Below are 21,415 nucleotides of genomic sequence, written 5' to 3' on the forward strand. Positions count from 1 at the left end.
ATTAGTTGTTAACGACTTTGTTCCGTAGTTACACGCATTGCCTTTTAGTTGCTCAGCGGCTATAATGAAAACAGTTTGATGTTGAGAGAAAATAACGAATATTTCACAGTACCATGCTGGAGGAAGATATGGCTGATTTATTTGATAAAGTTACAGGCGATCAGGATTTTTTCAAGAAGATTGCCGGTAAGATTCCCGGATTTGGTGGTTATATTGAACGGCAAAATCGTCGTGCCGCAGACAAGATATTGCGCGAAACTATCGCCGATCGCTTTGAAGAGCTTTGGCAGCGTGTTTCTTCTGTTCAGGCCGATTTTGTCAGCCAGGGCGAATTGTTGGTGCTGGACGATCTGGAGAAGGCCGCGCTCAAGCTGCGTACTTTTATTGATAAAGTTAAAACCGCATCCTACGGCTATTCCGGATTTTTTGATGCTGCCAAGATCAACGAGGAAGAGTTGGCGCGTGTCTACGAATATGATGCCGCCATGCTAGACCTGGTCGATGAAGTTGGCCGGGCAATTGACAATGTAGCAGCATCGGCGGGCAGCGAGGGCTTACCAGCCGCCATCCGCAACCTTATTGGCGCGGCCCAGCGATGTGTAGATGTTTTCAACCGGCGCGATGAAGTCATGACGCAGGGAGCGTAAATTTCCCTTTTGGGTATTTTTCTGTCTTAGTTGCGTGAGTTCAAATTATGTGATTTGGAGGATAAGTGATGGCCAGAATTTTTGATGTTATTGAATATGCCGATGAGATGAAAGACCATATCGTGAAACGCTTTCCGGAAAGCGGACATGGCGATTTTCGCATTGGCTCACAAGTAATTGTGCGCGAATCCCAGGCGGCGGTTTTCTTCCGTGATGGGCAGGCCCTGGATGTCTTTGGTCCTGGCCGCCACACAATTGCAACCGCAAATATTCCACGGATTATTGACTTCATTGGGAAAGCCTTTAATGACCGCACGCCTTTCCCGGCAGAAGTCTATTTTGTTTCGATGCGCGAATTTGTAGATCGCAAATGGGGCACGCCTCAGCCGATCATCGTTCAAAACCCCGGCATGGGGCTGGGTGTGGCGTTGTTGCAAGGTTTTGGTACCTATAGCTATAGTGTGGCCGATCCACAGCAATTTGTTACCCAAATTGTTGGCGCAATGGGCGCCTATCGCACTTCGGATATCGAAGAGCGCCTGAAGAGTGTATTGCTTTCGGATATTACCGATCTTTTGGGCGAGACGGCTGCCAAGCATAGCGTTGTGGAGTTGATTGGTCTGGTCAACGAGATGAGCGCCGGTGTGCGCGCCAAAGCCCAAGACCACTTTTCGTCGTTGGGGCTGATCCTAAAATCTTTCATCATTTCGAATATCAAACCTTCCGATAAATCGGCGGAAGAATTGCGTGCGATGGGCATGCTCGATATGAATGTCTATACTCAATTGCAGGCAGCAGATGCTATGCGTGATGCTGCTCAGAACCCCAGCGGCGGCGCAGGACTCACCGCCGGGATCGGCGCTGGTATGGGGGTTGGCAATGTGTTACAACAATCCCTGTCGGGGATGACAGGCGCTCAGGGACAACAGCAGACAGCCGCTGGTGGCGCTGCCGCTGCTGGCGCGATGCCCGATGTGATGACTCCGGGCGAAGCTGCCGGTTTCCTCAAAGTTTCCGCAGAAGATGTGGTTGCTGCCATTGAAGCGGGCGATCTCAAAGCTCGCAAATTGGGCAATGCTTATCGCATCAGCAAAAAGGCCCTCGAAGATTTCCTTGGTGGATAAACCTCGTCAATAACCAAACAAAACGAAGGGCGTCGCAGTTTTTTCTGCGACGCCCTTCGTTTTTTAAAGCTGTCTGAAAACTCTTGGGGAATTACGCTCCCAGCGCGCCAACAATCATTTCGATATCGTCGGCAGAGAGCGGTTTATTTTTAGCCGATTTTCGCAGAAAGTCCTTTAATTTTTTCGCCGAGAGTGTTGGCGAAGGCGCGTCGTTGGCTTGAATATCTACATCGGGGTGAGTGAAAACCAGCGCGGCCTCGATCAGGGGGAGTTCCTGCTCGTCAGGGAGTTGTTTGCGCAAGGCGCGTTTTAGCGCATCTACTTCGGATGTAATTTCAATATCGGGTCGGCCCAGCCCCTCTTGGGCAAAGAGCGACAAATACGCGCCCAGCGCGCCACCGCCGCGCTTCTTCCAGCGATTTTTATGATAAATGATGGTGCCTTTTTGCGGCTTTGGCAATAGCACCCAAACGCCTGCAGGCCCAACCAGCACATGCGATGCGACTGTGGTGTAGTGATAGAGAAAATACTGCTTGCTGAAACCTTTTAGCGCGGCGTCAATCTGCTCATCGGGCCGCGGGTTGCGCCCCCAGCGATTGGTGTAGTAGATACCCATTTGCGAGAGTACGAACCCAATCAACAATGCGCTGAGTGAAAGACTGACTTTTTCCGGCATCTTAAAAGTGACATACATCCCCGCTGCCAGAATCGCCAAACTGACAATACTGGTGACTTTGCCAATCATGGCATTTCGTTTAATCGATTTGTCGTTGCGAATAATATTCATAGCGTTATTTTACTCCTCAAAGCGTTTCACAACCAGACACGCATTTTGCCCGCCCAAACCAAAAGAATTGGTGAGTGCCGTGCGGACACTGTATGACCGTCCCGTGTTGGGTACATAATCAAGGTCGCACGCAGGGTCTGGGAACTCGTAGTTGATGGTTGGATGGATATATTGCTGATTGATAGATAAAGCGCATACAATCGTCTCCAGCGTCCCAGAGGCGCCCATAGCGTGACCAATCATAGATTTGGTAGAGCTAATCGGAATCTGGTCGGCGCGCTCGCCAAAAACAGTCCTGATGGCTTTGGTTTCGATCTTGCCATTCATGGGCGTGGATGAACCATGTGCGTTAATATAGTCGATCTCGTCGGGGAGGATGCCTGCATTTTGGAGGGACCACTGCATGGCGCGGATGGCGCCTGATCCCTCGGGGTGTGGTTGGGCAATGTGGAATCCATCGGAGGAAGCGGCGTACCCGACGACCTCGGCGTGGATTCTGGCTCCTCGGCGCTGGGCATGCTCCAGGCGTTCCAGTACAACCGCTCCGGCTCCCTCAGAAAAAATAAACCCCTCCCGACGGGCATCAAAGGGGCGTGAGGCTGCCTCTGGGTTATCGTTGAAATTAACGGGCAGCGCGCGCATGGCTGAGAACCCGGCAATAGAAAATTCGCGCACCAGCGCTTCGCAGCCGCCAGCGATAACCACATCGGCAGTACCGCGGCGGATCAACTCCGCGCCCTCGCCAATGGTTTGGGTGCCGGTGGCGCAGGCTGTGGTGATGGTGGCGTTTGGTCCCAGGCATTGAAAGCGCATGGAAATTAAATGCGCTGCCAAATTTGGAATTCCACCCGGTAGCACAAACGGGCTGACGCGTTCCAGCCCCTGGGTGTGCAGCACCTCAATGCCATCAACAAAACTATCCAACCCCCCGATGGCTGTGCCAAAAACCACCCCGGCGCGTTCCGGCTCGGGCATCGAGCCGGAAAATCCTGCATTTTGGACAGCTTGAACAGCCGCTGCCAAACCTATCTGTGCCGAGCGAGGAACGCGCCGGGCCAGCTTGCGCTCCATGAAGTCGTGCGCTTCGAAATCAGGGACTTCCCCCGCGATCTGGCAGGGCATATTGCTGGGGTCAAAAAGCGTAATTCGTCGCACGCCAGAACGTCCGGCGATGAGTCCTTGCCAGAATTTTTCGACAGAGCTGCCTAAGGGGGTAATTGCGCCCATGCCGGTGATAACAACGCGGCACTGGCTCATGAAATTTGCTGCAACTGTTCCTGGATGGCACTGCCCATAGCTTCGACAAGTTGAGCGTCTACCGCGCTGCGCGCCGCTTTGATGGCTGAAAAGATGGCTTTGGCATTGGAGCGCCCGTGGCCTACAAATACCAGGCCGTTGAGTCCCAATAAAGGTGCCGCGCCAATCTCATCAGGGTCCAGCATCCCTTTGAGCGCGGTAAAGGCAGGCTTTGCCAGCACCGCGCCAATTTTTGTGCGTGTGCTGCTCAGCATGCCTTCTTTGAGCACATCCACAAGCAGCTTGGCAACCGCCTCGCTGGCTTTGATGAGCACGTTGCCGGTGAAGCCATCGGTGATGGCTACATCTACATCTCCGCCGAATAATTCTTTGCCTTCAATATTACCGAAGAAGTTCAGCGTGCTGGCCTGGAGCAGGGGGAAGGCGGCCTTGACGAGTTCGTTTCCTTTACCAGCTTCCTCTCCGTTTGAAAGTAAACCTACTTTGGGGCGCGCCACGCCCAGGGCTTTTTCCGCATATACGCTGCCCATAATTCCAAATTGAAGCAGGTGTTCGGGTTTACAATCCGGATTCGCGCCAATATCCAGCACTACACAAAAACCATCTTTCGTCGGAACCATTGCTGTCAGACCGGGGCGCTCTACCCCATCCATCACGCCCAGACGGAAATAAGCCGTGGTTAAAGCACCGCCAGTGTTACCCGCGGTGACAAAGGCATCAGCTTCACCATTTTTAACCAGGTCCATACCGATCGCCATTGATGTATGGGAATTTTTTCGTTTGGCCTTGAGCGCCAACTTGAGGCCTTTATCTTCCATGGTAATGGTTTCTTCGGCGTGGATCAGTCTGATTTTGCTGGGGTTCCCGCGTGCTTCCAATAATGGCCTGACTTGGGCATCATTGCCGACAAGAATAATTTCGTCGCCAAACGTTTCGATAGCCTGGATAGCGCCATCCACTTCGGGATGTGGACAGGCATCGCTGCCCATCGCATCTAATACAATCCTCATGCAATACTCCTGATTCTCGGGGCTTCTCCCGCCTAGCTTTTACCTGGGTAGGAGATTTTTCCAAATACGAAAAACTTGACAATTACAACCCCAAGATTATAATACGGATGCGTTTGCGCTGGTGCTGGAATTGGCAGACAGGCATGGTTGAGGGCCATGTGCCGAGAGGCGTGAGGGTTCGACCCCCTCCCAGCGCACACACATGAACAACAAAAAGAGAGACGATGGCCTATTAAGCAGACTATCGTCTCTCTTTTTTGATTGGCAAATTCTTAATGTTGCAATATTTGTGAGAGGAAGAGTTTAGTGCGGTCATGCTGCGGATCGTTGAACAGGCCGTGAGGCGTGGTGTGCTCAACAATCAGCCCGTCATCCATGAAGATAACTTCATCGGCGGCGGAGCGGGCGAAACCCATTTCGTGGGAGACACAGACCATCGTCATGCCTTCGCGCGCCAGATCAAGCATCACATCCAATACTTCTTTGATCATCTCGGGGTCCAGCGCGCTGGTAGGTTCATCAAAGAGCATGATTTTAGGATTCATGGACAGGGCGCGGGCGATAGCCACACGTTGCTGTTGTCCGCCAGAGAGTTTGCGGGGATAGGCATCGGCTTTTTCAGGGATCCCCACACGCTGAAGCTGTTTCAAAGCGATTTCGGTGGCTTCTGCTTTTGAACGCCCGCGCACAACTTTTTGTGCCAGGGTGATGTTTTCGAGAGCGGTCAGATGCGGGAATAAATTGAAAAGCTGGAATACCATGCCGATTTCAGCGCGCACGGCGTTAAGTTGTTTGGGTGCGCTGGTCATAAATTCGCCATCAATGAAAATTTCGCCACTGGTGGGGGTTTCGAGATGGTTGATGCAGCGCAGCATGGTCGATTTGCCCGATCCGCTGGGGCCGATGACGACCACAACTTTGCCGCGCTCTACTGTCAGGCTGACACCGTTGAGGGCTTTGACATCGCCAAAATATTTGTAGAGGTCTTTGATAACAATAATGTTATCTCTTTCGTCAGTCATTGGCTCGTAACCGCCTTTCGATAACTTGCACGCCTAGAGAGAGGAGCACTGTGATAGTCAGGTACATCACAGAGAGCGTTACGTAGGCCTCTCGAAAACGAAAAGTACTTCCGGCGTAGAGGCGTGAAACCTGCGTAATATCTCGGACAGCCAGAACTGAGACCAGCGATGAATCTTTCACCATGGCGACAAAATCATTTCCCAAAGCTGGAAGTACGTTGCGGATGGCTTGCGGCAGGATAATATAGCGCATGGCCTGGGCATAGCTCATGCCTAATGACCGCGCAGCTTCCATCTGCCCAAGTTCGATGGATTGAATACCCGCTCGGAAGATTTCGGCCAGATAAGCACCATAGGTGACAGATAGCGCCACAATTGCACGCGAATTCATGCTCACATTTTGATTGTTGAAAGCTGTAAAAATAGCTCCAAGAGGCTTGGCGCCAATGGATGTGAGCCATATCCCGAAGTTATTTAAGCCATCTACGATGGTTGGCACACCAACGAGCGCGATAAAGAAAATAAGAACCAGGATAGGCACGCCGCGAATAAGTTCGACGTAGAGCCGGGCCAGGTTGTTGAAGAAAATATTTTTAGAGAGCCGCCCCAGGCCGGTAATGAGGCCCAAGATAAGTGCAAATCCATACGCGGTTAGAGCTGTCTGGACGGTAATGCGAAGACCGATTTTGATGAAGTTGAATGCTTCGTTATAATTTTCGTTTGTAAAAATGATATAGAATGCCCAAATCGCGATCAGGAATATTGACAGGAGCCACCAGGGAAATTCGTTTACGCGTGTTCCAAAGGATATGGGGTCTTCTTCGATGTCGAGAGGGCCGGAGGGAACTAAAGGTTTGTCGACCACGTTGCGCTCCATTCAGATTATATAGAACCGGTGTGCAGGAATGATCCCCGCACACCGGTTTTTGTTGTTTGCTGCAATGATTACCAGTCGCGATCATATTGAACATAGTGCAATGGGCGATTGGCAACGATCACTGGCAGGTTAGAAATCTTCGACGGAAACACCGGCCGCATCAAGAACCTGGCGGAAGGGGTCGTAGAAGGTGTCGTCGTGAACTTCAAGAGCATTCCAGCTGTAGGCGGTATCCAGAGCAGCCTGACCTTCTTCGGTCTCGGCGATTGCCAGGAGAGCGGCTACCAGTTGAGCCTGAATTTCAGCGTCGAAGCCGGATACGAACTGCACGCCATCATTCGGGATGTCAGCAGAAATTTCGATGACTTTGATAACATCCATCACATCGGGGTGATCTTCTTCGATGGTTGAGCGGGCATCCACATAGGATGAGCCAGCATCGCAGTCGCCATTATATACGCCAGCAACTGAAGCGTCGTGGGAACCGGCATCGACAATCACGAGATCAGCGTCGGGATCAATGCCAGCAGCCTTGAGGGTGATGCTGGGGATAACCCAACCGCTGGTGCTCAAGGGGTCGGGGCGGCAGAAGGTCTTGCCAGCCAGATCAGCCAAAGTTTCGATGCCGCTATCGGCGCGCACGAAGATTTGACCGTTGTATACTGCGCTGCCATAGCGTACAGAAACCAGCCCGGCCTCGGCACAACCTTTTTCGGCGGCCAAAATATACGAGAAAGTAGCCAATGATGCCATGTGGGCATTGGCGGGGTCGGAGCACATGGCTTCGATGACGCCAGCATACTCAGTGGCAACAAATGGGGTCACGACCAAGCCGGTCTGATCAAAGATCATCGTGGCGACTTCTTCAAAGCCGGTGACCACGCGCTCAGTCTCTCCAGAGGGAACGACGGCCCAGACGATCGGGTTCTCTTCTGTTCCCAATTTTCCCGGCCCACAGGCGCTCAGCACGAGAGCTGCAACCATCAGGACGGCAACTACGATCAATAAACGATAGTTCTTCATTAATTTCTCCTTTTTGTGAATAGAAATTTACGATCAACTGCCAGGTTAATATTATCTAAAACGGGCGTTGAATGCAAGGTGCGATTGATTTTAAAATCCATGAAGAAAAGCACTCTTTCTTTATATTCTCGCCCGCATTGGTGCTGAAAAAAGGTGGGAGGGCACGAGATTGCCCTCCCAATAACTGTTATTTATCTTGATGTTCCCACTAGGGGAGTGTAGCGACAGTGCCGTCGATGATCTGGGGGATCAAGGCTTCGATTTCGGCTTGCAGTTCAGCGGGGATTTCCACGCCGCCGTAACCGAGGCCAACGCCGCCATTCTCCAGCGTACCGAGGTAGTTACCGCCAGCGAATTCGCCGTTCATCGCCATTTCGATGGTTTCATAGACGTATTTGTCCATATTCTTCAGGGCGCTTGCCAGAACGAAATCGGCCTGATTGGCAAAAGAAACTGTCCAGTCGTTGTCGACACCGACGATCCAGCCAGCGCCGCGCTCTTCGATCACGGCCAGAGTGCCAGCGCCAACGGGGCCAGCAACAGGCATGATGACGTCAGCGCCTTCATCCATCAGGCTCTCGCCCATGGTGCGGCCATCATCAGTGCTCTCGAAGTTGCCCACGAAGAGGCCGTCTTGTGCGGCGACGTCCCAGCCGAGTACATTCACTTCGGTGCCGTGAGCGGCGTTATAGGCTTCGACGCCCAGCACAAAGCCATCCATGAAGATGGTCACGGGCGGGATGTTGATGCCGCCGAAGGTGGCGACGGTGCCGGTCTGGGTCATGCCTGCGGCCAGGTAGCCAGTCAGGAAGGTAGCTTCGTTGATCGCAAAGCCGGAACCGTACAGATTTGGCGATTCCAGGTAGTTGACATCCACGATAGCGAAGTTCTGATCCGGATTGGCTCCAGCCGCTGCTGCGGTCGCATCGCCCAGCAAGAAGCCGACCGAGACGATCAGGTCACAGCCTTCTTCGAGGAAAGCGTTGATATTAACTTCATAGTCGGTCTGCTGCTGGCTCTCGAGGTATTTGCCCTCGATGCCCAGAGCGGCTACCGCATCTTCGACGCCTTTCCAGGCGGTGGCGTTGAACGATTTGTCGTCAATGCCGCCAACATCGGTTACCTGACAGGCCAGGAAAGCCATGGCTTCTTCCTCTTCGGGCGGGAAGAGGTCGTCATAGGTGACATCGAAATCAGGGCCAAAGAATTTGGCATTGAGAGCAACCAGGGTACCATTTTGCATTAGTTCCATGATCGCGGCGTCAACCGGTTCAACCAGATCACTGCCTTTAGGATAAATGAAGCCCAATTCATCACTGGAAAGTGAAGGGCCAACCAGCTTGAGGACATCGGCGTTTTCGCCCATGTATCCCTGACCAGCAGTTTCATCCATAATCACGGCATCGATGTCGCCAGCGATAAGCGCCTGGACAGCGAAGGGGAATTGCTCGAAGGCAGAAATACGCTCTTCGGCCAAGAACTGGGATGCGGTTTCGTAGTTGGTGGTGCCAGTTTGGGTGCCAAGCTTGAGTTCTTCGTCATTGACGATGTCTTCAATGCTTTCGATGCGATCTTCATCGATACGCACTAACAGGCGTTGTTCAATGGCTACATAGCCCATCGAGAAATCGACGATTTCAGCGCGATCTGCCGTGATGGTAATACCATCGGCAGCAGCATCAAATTGACCATCAGCAACAGCCTGGATCATGCCTTCCCACGCAGCTTCAACATACACGGGGGTGCAGTTGAGCAATTCGCAGATGGCGTTCCAAACTTCATAGTCCCAGCCAGCGCCTTCGCCGGTTTCGGGGTCAATGTAGTTGAAGGGCAAGTAGGCATTTTCGATGGCTACGGTGACTTCGCGTCCAGCCAGATCGGGCAAGCCAGCTTCTTCTTCAGCAGGAGCAGCTTCTTCTTCAACGGGAGCAGCTTCTTCTACAGGGGCGGCTTCCTCGGGAGCCGGTTCTGCGGGAGTTCCACAGGCGGCCAGTACGAGGCTTGCTGCTAGGAGCAGCGTCAGGATCCACATGATTCTTTTCATTTTTTCTTCTCTCCTTTTACTTGAAAAGATTAACGTTTATTGGGGCATTCCCCAACTAATAGAGGATAGACGAAGATGCTGAAATATGCAAGAGGGATTTTTTATATTTTTAGATTTCTCATACTTTTTTACAATACGTATGCCCGCGCCACTGAACTTTTTTTGACAATCAATTACTTATATAGCATCAATGTGCTAAAATTGCCCCGATAAAAGCTAATTTTTGTGGATGAGGCAACAAATAGAATGACTCCAGAAGATGCTACGATTTCTACTGATTTTATACGCGAAGCGGTAAAAGAAGACCTGGCAAGCGGACGTTACGATTATGTGCGCACCCGCTTGCCACCCGAACCCAATGGCTATTTGCATATTGGTCATGCAAAAGCTTTTTTGATCGACTATCTGGTTGCTAAAGATTTTGGTGGCGAGTTGAATTTGCGTTTTGATGATACGAATCCAGCGAAAGAGGAAACCGAATTCGTAGAGGCCATCAAAGAAGATGCTCATTGGCTTGGAATTGATTGGGCTGATCGCGAATTTTATGCTTCGGATTATTTTGACGACCTGTATGACTGGGCGGTCCGCCTCATAAAGGCCGGGAAAGCCTATGTGGACGATCAGACGCCCGAAGAGGTCAGCCAGAATCGAGGCACATTAACTGAACCCGGAGTAAACAGCCCCTACCGCGAACGCTCTGTTGACGAAAATCTGGATCTACTCGAGCGCATGAAAAACGGCGAATTCCCCGATGGTAGTCGGATTTTGCGCGCCAAAATCGATATGGCATCCGGCAATATTAATCTGCGCGACCCGGCTATGTATCGCATCATTCACGAACCGCCGCACCACCGTACGGGCACAGCATGGTGCATTTATCCCATGTACGATTGGTCGCACGGGCAGAATGATTCGATGGAAAAAATAACGCATTCGTTCTGCGATGTTGGCTATGAAGCCCATCGTCCTTTATACGAATGGTTTCTGGAACAGTTGGGTGAATTTATGCCACGCCAGATCGAATTTGCCCGGCTGAATTTAAGTTACACGGTTCTTAGTAAGCGTTTTTTGCGCCGCATGGTGGATGAAGGGTTGGTAACCGGCTGGGATGACCCGCGTATGCCCACCTTGCGGGGGATGCGTCGGCGCGGGTACACGCCTGAGGCAATTATTGAATTCATCGAAAAAATTGGGATTGCCAAAAATTATAATATGGTGGATATTGCCCTGTTAGAGGCCACGATTCGCTCCGATTTGAATATTCGAGTCGAGCGACGCATGGTTGTATTGAATCCGCTCAAAGTGGTAATTACGAATTACCCCGAGGGGCAAACTGAACTTCTCGAGGCTGTCAACAACCCCGAGGACGAAAATGCCGGCACGCGTCAGGTTCCGTTCTCGCGTGAACTCTACATCGAGCGCGAAGACTTCCGAGAAGATCCGCCCCGCAAATACTTCCGCCTGGGACCAGACCGCGAAGTGCGTTTACGCTATGGGTACTTCATCAAATATGAACATCATATCAACGATGAAAACGGCGAAGTCATTGAAGTCCACTGCACTTACGACCCCGAGACCCGCGGCGGGTACGCCCCCGATGGTCGCCGCGTGAAGGGCACATTGCATTGGGTTTCCGCACAGCACGCCGTGAACGCCGAAGTGCGCCTCTACGACCGCCTGTTCACTGTTGAAGACCCGATGAAAGCCGAAGAAGGCAAAGACTTCACTGATTATATCAACCCCGATTCGCTTCAAATTCTTACGGAGTGCAAGGCCGAACCTGCCCTAACCGATGCGCAGCCCGGTTATCGCTGTCAGTTTGAGCGCCGCGGTTATTTCTGCGCCGACTTAGACTCGACGGCGGACGCGTTAGTCTTTAACCGCACCATCGCTTTGCGCGATACCTGGGCAAAGATACGGAAGGGTAATTAGACGCTTGGGATTGAGCGCCTGATTCCGAAGCCCCAATTGCCTGCTTCCCCGGAGTAACCATGAAATTCAAACAGATTTGCGTCCTCGGCCTGGGCTATATTGGCCTGCCCACGGCGAGCACGTTTGCCACACATGGCGTTAAAGTGATTGGGGTGGATGTCAACCCGCAGGTCGTTGCTACCCTTCAAAACGGCGGCCTGCACATCCACGAACCGGGTTTGCGCACGCTCGTACAGGCGGCGCTCAAATCGGGCAATCTCGTCATTTCTGAAGCGCCTCAGGAAGCCGATGCTTTTGTGATCGCCGTCCCCACGCCGTTTAAAGTTGAAGAGAGTACGTTGAAGGCTGAAGGTTCACAAACTGCCCAGCCTTCAACCTTCAACCTTCAACCTCCCACCGACTTTCCCAAAGCCGATCTATCCTACGTCATCTCTGCCGCCGAAGCCATCGTTCCCTGGTTGCGGCGCGGCAACCTGGTTGTGCTGGAATCCACCTCGCCGCCCGCAACCACCACCGGCCTGGTCAGCGAAATCCTCGAGCGCTCCGGCCTCAAAGCTGGCGATGATTTCCATCTGGCTTATTCCCCGGAGCGCGTCCTCCCAGGACAAATATTGCGTGAACTGATCGAAAACGCCCGCGTGGTTGGCGGCGTTACCCAGGCGTCCTCCGACGCGGCCCGCGATCTTTACGCCATATTCGTGCGCGGCGACATCATCCAGACCACGGCCACAACCGCCGAGATGGTCAAGTTGATGGAGAACACCTACCGCGATGTCAATATCGCGATTGCCAATGAATTTGCCCGGCTGGCCGACCGCTTTGGTATCGACGTTTGGGAAGCGATCGCGTTAGCCAATCGCCATCCGCGCGTCGAAATCCTGCGTCCTGGCCCTGGTGTGGGCGGCCATTGCATCAGTGTTGACCCCTGGTTTTTAGTCGAAGCTGCGCCCGACTTGGCTCCGCTGATTCACACATCCCGCAATGTTAACGATGCCCAGCCGCAATTTGTGGTTCGGCTTGTGCGCCGCGCCCTGGGCGGAGAGCTTAAGTGCAAGAAGATTACCGCGTTGGGGTTGGCCTACAAACCCGATGTGGATGATCTGCGCGAAAGCCCGGCGGTGGATGTGGTCCGTTTGCTGATGGCCGATGGTGCAACTGTGACCGCTTATGAGCCTTTTAAGCTGGATGCTAACCTGCCGGGGATTCAACTCGCCCCCAGCCTGGATTCTGCGTTGCAGGGGAGCGACTTGCTGCTGCTCTTGGTGGCGCATACCCCCTTGCGCGAACTTACCCCCGAGGTTGTGGCTGCGCAAACGAACGCGCGGCTCGTAGTGGATACTGTCAACCTGTGGGACGCTCCGCTCTGGGAGCGCGCCGGGTTTAGGGTGATCCGCCTCGGCGTAGGAAATTGAAAATTGCGAATTTTATCCATTTTCGGCACCCGACCTGAGGCCATAAAAATGGCCCCCATTGTACGTCAACTGGAGCGCACCCCCGGGGTAGAGTCGCGCGTTTGTGTCACCGCTCAACACCGAGAGATGCTCGATCAGGTACTTGATCTATTCGATATTGTCCCGGATATTGATCTCGACTTAATGCAGCCCGGTCAAACGCTTGCTGAGCTTACGGCGCGCGTTTTTACTTCGCTTGATTCCGTGCTGGCTGACCTTCAGCCCGATTGGATACTCGTACAGGGCGATACCACCACGGTGATGGCAGCCTCCCTATCGGCATATTATCGGCGCATCAAGGTCGGGCATGTCGAAGCGGGCCTGCGCACCGGCGATAAATGGCAGCCCTTCCCTGAAGAAGTTAATCGCCGCGTCGCCAGTGTCACCGCCGATTTGCACTTTGCCCCCACTGAGTGGTCGCGTCAAAACCTGCTGCGCGAGAACATTCTCGCCGAAAATATCTTCGTTACCGGCAATCCGGTTATCGACGCGCTGCATTGGGTTTCTAAACAATCTTTTGACCTGGATGCGCTGAACCTTCAACCTTCAACTTTCAACCTTAAACGTCTTATCCTTGTCACCGCCCACCGCCGCGAAAATTTCGGTGAGTCTCTAGAGCAAATCTGTGCTGCCCTGCGCCAGTTGGCCGAGAAGTACCTGAATGTGCGGATTTTCTACCCTGTTCATCTCAATCCTAACGTGCAGGAGCCAGTTTATCGACTGCTTGGCAACATACCCAATATCACCTTGATGCCTCCGCTGGATTATTTGCCTCTTGTGCATTTGCTTAAGCGCGCCACACTGGTATTAACCGATTCCGGTGGCCTGCAAGAAGAGGCCCCCGGTTTGGGTATTCCGGTGCTGGTGATGCGTGAAGTCACCGAGCGACCCGAAGGCGTTGAAGCAGGAACTGTGCGGTTAGTGGGTACGGATGCGCAGCGCATTTTGGATGAAGCCAGCCGCCTGCTCGATGATCCTGCCGCCCACGAAGCCATGTCGCGCGCTGCCAATCCTTACGGCGATGGTCGCGCCGCCGAGCGCATTGTGGATGCAATTCTGAAATATGAATGATGAATGTAGAATGATGAATAACCTGCCAACCTTCGCGCTGGGGAGCTGTCGCTGGCGACCCAAGCGCATGTCAACTCAGGAGAGTTGACGCAACCCTATGGACTTCATCACCCGCCTGACGTATTTGCGTAAAAATCCCCTTTTTGGCGCGTTCGCATACTACGCGCTTAAACTATTGGGTTTGGAGATTCCGCGCTCGGTTGAGATTGGTGCCGATTTGGAAATTGCCCACGGCGGATTTGGGATTGTTATTCATCGCCATGCCAAAATCGGCAACCGCGTTAAAATCTATCCGGGTGTGACCATTGGCCGCGCCGACATTTACCGCCCGGCGGGTCAATCGCGCTTTGAAAGCATCGTGATTGAAGATGATGTCATTCTCTCGCCGGGCTGCAAAGTGCTATGCAAAGAAGGCGTCCTGCGAGTGGGGCAGGGGACGGTTATCGGAGCGAATGCCGTTTTGCTTCAATCCGCCAGCGAGAATGAAATTTGGGCAGGCATCCCGGCGCGTTGTGTGGGGAAACGTAAGTCGTGAAGCGCATTGCGGTTGTTCCTCATGTCCACGGCGTCGGCGGGATGGTTTCGTTTCGTGCAAAATTCACCACTGGCCTCCAGTCGCGCGGTATTGACGTCACGCCCGACTCTCGACGCCCGACTCCCGACGCATTGCTCGTCATCGGCGGTACGCGCGACCTGCTCGGTCTGATGCAGGCCAAACGCCGCGGTGCGCGCATCGTTCAACGCCTAAACGGGATGAATTGGTTGCATCGAAAATTGCGCACGGGGGTACGGCACTATCTGCGCTCCGTCTACGGCAACTGGAATCTGAATTTCATCCGCATGCGCATCGCTGACCATATCGTCTATCAGAGCGAATTTTCCCGAGATTGGTGGCAGCGTGTCTATGGCCCCGCGCCTGTATCCAGTTCGATTGTCTACAATGGCGTTGATCTGGATATTTATTCACCGGCTTCAACCTTCAATCTGCAATCTTCAACCTATAAATTATTGCTTGTTGAAGGGTCATTGTCCGGTGGCTACGAGTTGGGTCTGGAGAGTGCGATAGCATTACTGGATGTGCTCAATACTGCGTATAGGCAAACGCTTGGTAAGACCGTTGAGCTGACTGTGGTAGGAAGGGTCAGTGAAAACCTCAAACAGAAGTGGCAGCAGCGCACTGCGAACCGTGTCACCTGGGTGGGGCAACTTCCCACAGAACAAATTCCCGAAATGGACCGCGCCGCGCACCTGCTCTACGCTTGCGATATTAATGCCGCCTGCCCAAACTCGGTTATTGAAGCCCTGGCTTGCGGCTTGCCCGTACTGGCTTTTGATACCGGTGCGCTGGTCGAACTCGTCACCGGCGATTCCGGGCGCGTTGTCCCCTATGGTGGCGACCCCTGGAAGTTGGATAAACCCGACATCTCCGCACTGGCCGAAGCTGCTGTTGAGATATTATTGCATCAGGAAAAATTCCGCCCTGCCGCCCGCGTTCGCGCCGAGGCCGCCTTCGATCTGGACGCGATGGTTGATGGTTATTTGCGCGCGCTTGAATATTGAACCACGAAGACACAAAGTCACAAAGTTGCACAAAGGAAACTTCGTATTTTTTTCGTGTCTTCGAGCCTTTGTGGTAAAGAAGTAGGAAACTATTCATAATCGGACACGAGCGTGTTCAGCTAGAAACTGTCTGAAAAGCATGATGAAACCAGGCGCGAACCACTTTTGCAGGTTAATTTCGGATGAAAACCGCAGAGAAAAGTGCTTTGCACCGGACTTCACAGAAAGTTCTTGGGCGCACTTTCGTGCGCGATTAAAAACAATGTGTGCTTCGTGGTAAAAAGATCGTTCCTGAATTTAGCTGCATTATTCTCAAGAATTTTACCCACTTCATTCAAAAGTGGGTTTTATCGCTTCGCCCCTCTGGCGAGATTGATCCGCGGCTCTTTGAATCGCGCCGCGCCCACCGGCCTGACTGAGATTGAAATCTCCGCTGGGGCGCTGGCCGGAATGAAAATGCGTCTCGACCTGCAAAGTGAAAAAGACTACTGGCTGGGAGCCTACGAAACCGAATTGCAAAATGCTGTGCGACAGTTCGTTCAACCCGGCTGGATAGCCTACGATGTTGGCGCCAATGTGGGCTATATCAGTTTGATGCTGGCGCGCGCCGTCGGTGAAGCCGGGCGCGTTATCGCTTTTGAAGCTTTGCCTGCCAATATTGAACGATTGCGTAACAATATTGCCCTAAACAGTCTGACCCCTCGAGTACAGACCATTCACGCGGCAGTCGGAGCCGCCTCAGCCCCCGTCCGCTTCCTGATTGGCCCCTCGGACGATATGGGCAAGGCCGCCGGTTCTGCTGGCCGTCAGGCTGCATACGCCGAATCCGTTGAAGTCCCTGGTATCTCGCTGGATGAATTTGTCTATACACACAGCAACCCCGCTCCTCACATCATCAAAATGGACATCGAAGGCGGCGAAGTGCTGGCGCTGCCCGGTATGAAGCGCCTGCTGGCCGAAGCCCGCCCGCTGATATTTCTCGAACTTCATGGCCCGGAAGCCGCCCGCCTCGCCTGGGAGACCCTCACCGCCGCTGGCTACAAAATTGCCCGGATGCAAAAAGGCTATCCGATTATAGCGTCGCTGGACGAACTAGATTGGAAGGCATATCTGATTGCGCAACCTGCCAACCTGTAATATGCAACCTAAAACTCCTGTCTTCCCTGGTCGCCTCGCTCTTCAGCAGCGTGTTCTCCCCGCCTACCGCGCCCCATTTTTTGACCTGTTGGCACATTCTTGTGCGGGCGGTCTCAGTCTTTTCGCGGGTCAACCCCTTAACGTGGAGGGTATTGCTGCCGCCGAAGGCCTGACACAAGCCGGATATACTCCGGCGCGCAACCGTCATTTCAGCGATCCATCGACAAAATTCTATCTCTGCTGGCAAGCCGGGGTAGTGGATTGGCTGGAACTGGCGAACCCGGACATGTTGATTGTGGAAGCCAACCCGCGCTACTGGAGCAACCGCCTGGCAATTCGTTGGATGAAAAAACAGGGCAGACCGGTACTCGGCTGGGGGTTGGGCGCGCCGCCCCTGAGCGGAATACTTGCCTCGGTGCGGAGATATAGTCGCCAAAGCTACCTGAAATCCCTCGACGGAATACTTGCGTATAGCCAAAATGGAGCGGCAGAATATAAGGCTTTAGGCATCCCGCCGGAGCGCGTCTTTGTGGCACATAACTCCGTCATGGCGCGCCCGGTCTTCGATCTGCCAGCGCGCTCGCTGCAATATCACCGCCAGCCGACAGTGTTGTTTGTAGGGCGCTTACAGGCGCGTAAACGTGTCGATATTTTGCTCAAAGCTTGTGCCGCAATGCCAAAAAAACTACAGCCGCGCCTCATCGTTGTGGGGGATGGCCCGGCGCGGGCTGAATTCCAGACTATGGCCGCAGCGATTTATCCCGTGGCCGAATTCCCTGGCGCAAAACACGGCCCGGAATTGGTATCTTATTTCCTCGCCGCAGATTTATTTGCTCTTCCTGGCACCGGCGGCCTGGCTGTGCAACAGGCCATGAGCTACGGACTGCCTGTAGTTGTTGCCAAAGGCGACGGCACACAAGACGATCTGGTGCGTCCAGCCAACGGCTGGCAGGTATCACCCGGCGATCAAAATGCCTTTAGTGCGGTTTTGCTGGAGGCCCTCGGTGATATACACCGCCTGCGGACGATGGGTGCCGAATCCTATCGCATCACGCGAGAAGAAATAAATTTAGAGCAAATGGTCAACTCGTTTGTGAAGGCATTAAACTTCCTGTGAAACTACTTTTTATCGCCGATGGGCGCTCGCCGATTGCCCTCAACTGGATACAATATTTTGTAGATCAAGGCCACGAAGTCCATCTGGCCTCGCTTTATCCCTGTCAGCCAGATTTGCAACTGGCCTCCCTGACTATAATTCCGGTAGCTTTTAGCGGAGCGGTGGAACAGGGTTCTGTTGTTTCAGGCCGCGGTAGCCTAAAAAGCCGCCTGACGCGTGCGATTGCCACGCCTGCCGTGCGCACATGGTTACGTCATCAATTCGTGCCGCGCAGCTTGCCAAATGCCGCCACTGAACTCCAGTCGCTCATCGCGCATCTTCAGCCCGATCTGATTCACGCCATGCGAATTCCATACGAGGGGATGCTCGCTGCGTTGGCCTTGAGCGAAGTCGAAGAGCCATCTCTGCTCGTTTCCGTCTGGGGTAATGATTTTACGCTGCACGCCCCAGCCACACTTCGTCTGGCTCGTCTGACGAAATTAGCTCTGCAACGCGCCGACGCGCTGCACACCGATTGTCAGCGCGATCTGGATTTGGCTGGTAAATTGGGTTTTTCTGCTAATAAACCTGGCGTTGTACTTCCCGGCGCGGGCGGCATTCAGATGGATGTGTTTTATCCTGGCCCTCACCCCCGGCCCCTCTCCCTGAAGGGAGAGGGGGGAATCATCATCAATCCGCGCGGGCTGCGGGCCTATGTGCGCTCGGATACCTTTTTCGAGGCCGTGCCGCGTGTTTTGGCGCGTCACCCTGGGGTTAAATTTATCTGCCCCTCCATGCAGAATCAACCCGAGGCGGAGTCCTGGGCATCCCGTTTGGGGGCAGGCGAATCTTTGAGCCTGCTGCCGCGTCTTAGCCGCGTTCAAATGGCGGATGCCTATCGTCAGGCGCAGATTGTACTTTCGATCACCGAGCACGATGGCACGCCGAACACGTTGCTGGAAGCACTGGCTTGTGGCTGTTTTCCGATTGTGGGGGATATTCCTTCGTTGCGGGAGTGGATTCGGGATGGGGAGAACGGCTTTTTGGTGGACTCCGGCGACCCGCATGCGCTGGCCGAGGCGATTGGGACGGCCTTGCTAGACCCGGAGCTGCGGGCGCGGGCGCGGGAGATTAACATGCAAATGATAGTTGAGCGCGCCGAATATGGGGCGGTGATGGCGCAGGCTGAGCGGTTTTATCAGGAATTCGTTTGAGGAAATCAGGAATACAGGAATTTTTCTTGGTTTCCTGGCTTCCTTATGTAAATATTCTGTTCGTCTTTTTCCACACGGCGTAACGCGAAAAAATATACACCAGAGGCGAAGAAAGCCGTAGGGGAACGCTGATAGCCTGTTCTAGCGCGACGCGTAGTGAATCCGCATCATCGAAGGGTGGCAGATACAGCGCGCCGCGCCCGATTTCGAACGCCGCGTGCGCGTCGGAGCCATAAGTGCCGGGCAGATTGTGTTCTTTGGCGAAGCGCTGCGCCTGCCGGTTGAAGCGCGGCAGCGTGCAGCGTGCGTTGAAGGTTTCAATGGCGTCAATCCGCGGGAGAATTTCGAGCAATGCTTCTGCGCGCCAGTGTCCCTTGCGGCGCAAGTCGAAGGGATGCGAGATGCTAATAAAGGCATTCTGTGCCTTCAGGCGGGCGATGGTTTCTTCTGGTGATAACCCGGCAGGGATTTCTTCTTTCACGAAGGCGGCCAGAATTTCGCCCTCGCTGGTTAGTATTTCCTCCCCAACGATCACGCGCTCAGGGTCCAGCGCTTTGGCTTCCAGCGCACCGCGGATGGTGTTGTGGTCGGTGACGATAATTCGATCAATTTTTTTGCGACGGCAGGCCGCCAGGAGTTTTTCGAGTGTGGTCAGGCTGTCAGGTGAATGGATGGTGTGTACGTGGAAGTCGGTGAGCAGGTAATTGGTTGATTGGCGATTAGGGATTAGGGATTTGTTCATGGGAATTCGTCCTAGTTGTCTGATCCCGAATTACCTAGCCCCAACAACTCTCGCGAGAAAACCCAAACCACAAGCCCGAGGGCTACGCCGAACCACAGCGTAGCAAAGCGGATCAATAAGGTAGCCGCGGCAGCTATATCTGCATGGATACCCAGCAGCAAAGCCAGCATCCCGGCGATGGAGGCCTCGGCGGCGCCCAATCCACCGGGTAGTGCCGATGCTGCCCCGACGATCGTCGAGAAGGCCAGTACGAAAATGGCAATCGAGAGCGTTTCCCAGCTAGGAGCTACTCCGAGACCAATCAGGATGAGATAGAAGCCGATGCCTTCGCCCAACCAGGAGAGTGTCCCCAGGCCGACGGCAACCAATGTGGTCAGTGGGTTGAAGAGGGCGAAGCTGCCCTCGTAGAATTCGCGCAGCCCCGGGGCGATGCGCCTGACCAATGGGAGTTTTGCTGCCAGATCGAGCAGGGTTAGCGCCAATGGGCGAATCTGCGAGACGATGATGATGCCTATCAAAACGATCAGAATAGCGGCGAAGGCAGGCCAATATTTCGGGTAGGCGATCGCGCCCAGGGTGGAAAGTAACAGCACAGCCAGGCCGTCGCTGATGCGCTCGGCTACGACAACCGAGATGCCGCGTGCCGTCGATTGCCCGGTCTGCTGGTGAATCCAGATTCCCTTAAGAGCTTCGCCGACTTTACCGGGAGTCACCGCCAACGGGAATCCGGCCACGAAGAGATGAAAACTTTCGGCGATGGAAATTTCTTTTGCGCCGATCTGCCGCAGATAGTAGTGAAACTTCAGGCCGCGCAACAAGTAGTTAAATAAGGTTAGCAGCAATACTGCGGGGTAGAACGCCCAGCGGAAACCGAGTACCTGAGTACCGACCTGACGAATATCTCCGGCGAGCGTCAGCGCCAGCATCACCAGAAAGCCGAAAAGCAGACCGTAGAGCATGCGGCGAGTGAGGGATTGCTGGGAGTTGGAAGTCATGTAATTGATAGACCACTACAAAGGCACAAGACACGAAGAAAAAACTAACACACCTTCGCGCCTTTGTGGTCAAAAAAATGATCTACTTTTGATTGCCCAACAGATAAGCCAACCCCAACGCACTTGCAGCTAAAATTGTCAACCCGGCGACGGCTTGGGCGACGGTTTTGGGTTCCATGCCGGGCATGACGACTTCGCCGTCACCGTATTGTTTGAAGAGTTGGCCCCACTTCGTTGGCAGCGCCGAAGCTACTCGCTGGCGGCCTACAAAGGGATACCAATAGACATTATGGTAGAAGTTGCTGGCGAAGAACGACCACGGCACCAGTGGGCTTTGCAGCAACACTTTTTCGAGGGGTTTAAGCGGGCCATGATAGATCATCTTTTGGCCGCGGCTGGCAAAGGTATCTTCCTGGACGAAGTTCC

19 protein-coding genes, 1 tRNA gene and 2 pseudogenes are annotated in these 21,415 nt (G+C 53.6%); 11 read left to right on the forward strand and 11 right to left on the reverse strand.

Translation table 11 applies throughout. The features are described from left to right. The first annotated feature begins 128 nt into the window (after window positions 1-128). Together HN413_02330 and HN413_02335 are read left to right on the forward strand one after the other, a co-directional pair. Window positions 129-647, forward strand: coding sequence for a hypothetical protein (locus HN413_02330; protein MBT3389226.1), 519 nt, complete (start codon window positions 129-131; stop codon window positions 645-647). A gap of 68 nt (window positions 648-715) precedes the next feature. Beyond that, the gene (locus tag HN413_02335; protein MBT3389227.1) at window positions 716-1,771 is read left to right on the forward strand and encodes a helix-turn-helix domain-containing protein; all 1,056 of its coding nucleotides are present in this window, start codon (window positions 716-718) and stop codon (window positions 1,769-1,771) included. Window positions 1,772-1,862: 91 nt separating this feature from the next. Here HN413_02335 and HN413_02340 read toward each other — a convergent pair whose 3' ends face one another. Genes HN413_02340 through plsX form a run of 3 tightly spaced genes read right to left on the reverse strand, consistent with a single transcriptional unit; the run spans window position 1,863 to window position 4,825 of the window. Next, window positions 1,863-2,558: a hypothetical protein gene (locus HN413_02340; GenBank protein MBT3389228.1), complete on the reverse strand. Its 696-nt coding sequence runs from the start codon at window positions 2,556-2,558 to the stop codon at window positions 1,863-1,865. A 9-nt stretch (window positions 2,559-2,567) separates the two neighbouring features. Beyond that, window positions 2,568-3,815: a beta-ketoacyl-ACP synthase II gene (gene fabF / locus HN413_02345; protein ID MBT3389229.1), complete on the reverse strand. Its 1,248-nt coding sequence runs from the start codon at window positions 3,813-3,815 to the stop codon at window positions 2,568-2,570. Further along, entirely contained in the window at window positions 3,812-4,825 is a 1,014-nt protein-coding gene (gene plsX / locus HN413_02350) for a phosphate acyltransferase PlsX (GenBank protein MBT3389230.1), read from the reverse strand. Before plsX ends, fabF begins: the two co-directional genes overlap by 4 nt. 115 nt (window positions 4,826-4,940) lie before the next feature. On the opposite strand from plsX, the gene HN413_02355 reads away from it, so the two are divergent. Next, window positions 4,941-5,022: transfer RNA gene (locus tag HN413_02355), tRNA-Leu, on the forward strand. Between the two features lie 75 nt (window positions 5,023-5,097). Here the strand turns inward: HN413_02355 and HN413_02360 are convergent. The 5 genes and pseudogenes from HN413_02360 to HN413_02380 all read right to left on the reverse strand — a co-directional run bounded on the left by HN413_02360 (window position 5,098) and on the right by HN413_02380 (window position 9,791). Beyond that, entirely contained in the window at window positions 5,098-5,847 is a 750-nt protein-coding gene (locus tag HN413_02360; protein MBT3389231.1) for an amino acid ABC transporter ATP-binding protein, read from the reverse strand. After that, window positions 5,840-6,724 carry an amino acid ABC transporter permease gene (locus tag HN413_02365; GenBank protein ID MBT3389232.1) on the reverse strand — a complete coding sequence of 295 codons (885 nt, stop codon included), beginning with the start codon at window positions 6,722-6,724 and terminating at the stop codon, window positions 5,840-5,842. The genes HN413_02360 and HN413_02365 overlap by 8 nt, the downstream gene beginning before the upstream one ends. Window positions 6,725-6,853: 129 nt before the next feature. Beyond that, the gene (locus HN413_02370; protein MBT3389233.1) at window positions 6,854-7,747 is read right to left on the reverse strand and encodes a phosphate/phosphite/phosphonate ABC transporter substrate-binding protein; all 894 of its coding nucleotides are present in this window, start codon (window positions 7,745-7,747) and stop codon (window positions 6,854-6,856) included. A 208-nt stretch (window positions 7,748-7,955) separates the two neighbouring features. Then, window positions 7,956-8,891 carry a BMP family ABC transporter substrate-binding protein gene (locus HN413_02375; protein ID MBT3389234.1) on the reverse strand — a complete coding sequence of 312 codons (936 nt, stop codon included), beginning with the start codon at window positions 8,889-8,891 and terminating at the stop codon, window positions 7,956-7,958. A gap of 24 nt (window positions 8,892-8,915) precedes the next feature. Further along, window positions 8,916-9,791: pseudogene (locus tag HN413_02380) on the reverse strand (amino acid ABC transporter substrate-binding protein). Between the two features lie 246 nt (window positions 9,792-10,037). On the opposite strand from HN413_02380, the gene HN413_02385 reads away from it, so the two are divergent. The 8 genes from HN413_02385 (at window position 10,038) to HN413_02420 (ending at window position 19,252) form a co-directional block, all read left to right on the forward strand. Beyond that, window positions 10,038-11,723 (forward strand): glutamine--tRNA ligase/YqeY domain fusion protein, encoded by a 1,686-nt coding sequence (locus HN413_02385; protein ID MBT3389235.1) that lies wholly within the window; start codon window positions 10,038-10,040, stop codon window positions 11,721-11,723. A 59-nt stretch (window positions 11,724-11,782) separates the two neighbouring features. Further along, the gene (locus HN413_02390) at window positions 11,783-13,135 is read left to right on the forward strand and encodes a nucleotide sugar dehydrogenase (GenBank protein ID MBT3389236.1); all 1,353 of its coding nucleotides are present in this window, start codon (window positions 11,783-11,785) and stop codon (window positions 13,133-13,135) included. A 3-nt stretch (window positions 13,136-13,138) separates the two neighbouring features. Further along, complete coding sequence (wecB, locus tag HN413_02395; GenBank protein MBT3389237.1) at window positions 13,139-14,245, forward strand: UDP-N-acetylglucosamine 2-epimerase (non-hydrolyzing); 1,107 nt, start codon at window positions 13,139-13,141, stop codon at window positions 14,243-14,245. Between the two features lie 97 nt (window positions 14,246-14,342). Next, window positions 14,343-14,780 carry a serine acetyltransferase gene (locus HN413_02400; GenBank protein ID MBT3389238.1) on the forward strand — a complete coding sequence of 146 codons (438 nt, stop codon included), beginning with the start codon at window positions 14,343-14,345 and terminating at the stop codon, window positions 14,778-14,780. Further along, window positions 14,777-15,805, forward strand: coding sequence for a glycosyltransferase family 4 protein (locus tag HN413_02405; protein ID MBT3389239.1), 1,029 nt, complete (start codon window positions 14,777-14,779; stop codon window positions 15,803-15,805). The genes HN413_02400 and HN413_02405 overlap by 4 nt, the downstream gene beginning before the upstream one ends. A gap of 372 nt (window positions 15,806-16,177) precedes the next feature. Continuing rightward, window positions 16,178-16,942 carry an FkbM family methyltransferase gene (locus tag HN413_02410; GenBank protein ID MBT3389240.1) on the forward strand — a complete coding sequence of 255 codons (765 nt, stop codon included), beginning with the start codon at window positions 16,178-16,180 and terminating at the stop codon, window positions 16,940-16,942. Between the two features lies 1 nt (window position 16,943). Continuing rightward, on the forward strand, window positions 16,944-18,059 hold the full coding sequence (locus HN413_02415; GenBank protein MBT3389241.1) for a glycosyltransferase: 1,116 nt from the start codon (window positions 16,944-16,946) through the stop codon (window positions 18,057-18,059). Continuing rightward, a complete protein-coding gene (locus HN413_02420) occupies window positions 18,056-19,252 on the forward strand; it encodes a glycosyltransferase family 4 protein (GenBank protein MBT3389242.1) in 1,197 nt (398 codons plus the stop codon). Before HN413_02415 ends, HN413_02420 begins: the two co-directional genes overlap by 4 nt. Window positions 19,253-19,295: 43 nt before the next feature. Here the strand turns inward: HN413_02420 and HN413_02425 are convergent, their stop codons facing one another. The 3 genes and pseudogenes from HN413_02425 to HN413_02435 all read right to left on the reverse strand — a co-directional run bounded on the left by HN413_02425 (window position 19,296) and on the right by HN413_02435 (window position 21,415). Next, a complete protein-coding gene (locus tag HN413_02425) occupies window positions 19,296-19,994 on the reverse strand; it encodes a PHP domain-containing protein (GenBank protein MBT3389243.1) in 699 nt (232 codons plus the stop codon). 11 nt (window positions 19,995-20,005) lie between these two features. Further along, window positions 20,006-20,989 carry a flippase-like domain-containing protein gene (locus HN413_02430; GenBank protein MBT3389244.1) on the reverse strand — a complete coding sequence of 328 codons (984 nt, stop codon included), beginning with the start codon at window positions 20,987-20,989 and terminating at the stop codon, window positions 20,006-20,008. Window positions 20,990-21,155: 166 nt separating this feature from the next. Beyond that, a pseudogene (locus HN413_02435) lies at window positions 21,156-21,415 on the reverse strand (DUF362 domain-containing protein).

The sequence above is a fragment of the Chloroflexota bacterium genome (genome assembly GCA_018648225.1).
Taxonomy (GTDB): Bacteria; Chloroflexota; Anaerolineae; order Anaerolineales; family UBA11858; genus NIOZ-UU35.

What these genes read in the sequence shown, in the direction of transcription:
- HN413_02330 (MBT3389226.1), top strand. Translation starts at nt 129, where the DNA reads ATGGCTGATTTATTTGATAAAGTTACAGGCGATCAGGATTTTTTCAAG.
- HN413_02335 (MBT3389227.1), top strand. Translation starts at nt 716, where the DNA reads ATGGCCAGAATTTTTGATGTTATTGAATATGCCGATGAGATGAAAGAC.
- HN413_02340 (MBT3389228.1), bottom strand. Translation starts at nt 2,558, where the DNA reads ATGAATATTATTCGCAACGACAAATCGATTAAACGAAATGCCATGATT.
- fabF (MBT3389229.1), bottom strand. Translation starts at nt 3,815, where the DNA reads ATGAGCCAGTGCCGCGTTGTTATCACCGGCATGGGCGCAATTACCCCC.
- plsX (MBT3389230.1), bottom strand. Translation starts at nt 4,825, where the DNA reads ATGAGGATTGTATTAGATGCGATGGGCAGCGATGCCTGTCCACATCCC.
- HN413_02360 (MBT3389231.1), bottom strand. Translation starts at nt 5,847, where the DNA reads ATGACTGACGAAAGAGATAACATTATTGTTATCAAAGACCTCTACAAA.
- HN413_02365 (MBT3389232.1), bottom strand. Translation starts at nt 6,724, where the DNA reads ATGGAGCGCAACGTGGTCGACAAACCTTTAGTTCCCTCCGGCCCTCTC.
- HN413_02370 (MBT3389233.1), bottom strand. Translation starts at nt 7,747, where the DNA reads ATGAAGAACTATCGTTTATTGATCGTAGTTGCCGTCCTGATGGTTGCA.
- HN413_02375 (MBT3389234.1), bottom strand. Translation starts at nt 8,891, where the DNA reads ATGGCTTTCCTGGCCTGTCAGGTAACCGATGTTGGCGGCATTGACGAC.
- HN413_02385 (MBT3389235.1), top strand. Translation starts at nt 10,038, where the DNA reads ATGACTCCAGAAGATGCTACGATTTCTACTGATTTTATACGCGAAGCG.
- HN413_02390 (MBT3389236.1), top strand. Translation starts at nt 11,783, where the DNA reads ATGAAATTCAAACAGATTTGCGTCCTCGGCCTGGGCTATATTGGCCTG.
- HN413_02400 (MBT3389238.1), top strand. Translation starts at nt 14,343, where the DNA reads ATGGACTTCATCACCCGCCTGACGTATTTGCGTAAAAATCCCCTTTTT.
- HN413_02415 (MBT3389241.1), top strand. Translation starts at nt 16,944, where the DNA reads ATGCAACCTAAAACTCCTGTCTTCCCTGGTCGCCTCGCTCTTCAGCAG.
- HN413_02425 (MBT3389243.1), bottom strand. Translation starts at nt 19,994, where the DNA reads ATGAACAAATCCCTAATCCCTAATCGCCAATCAACCAATTACCTGCTC.
- HN413_02430 (MBT3389244.1), bottom strand. Translation starts at nt 20,989, where the DNA reads ATGACTTCCAACTCCCAGCAATCCCTCACTCGCCGCATGCTCTACGGT.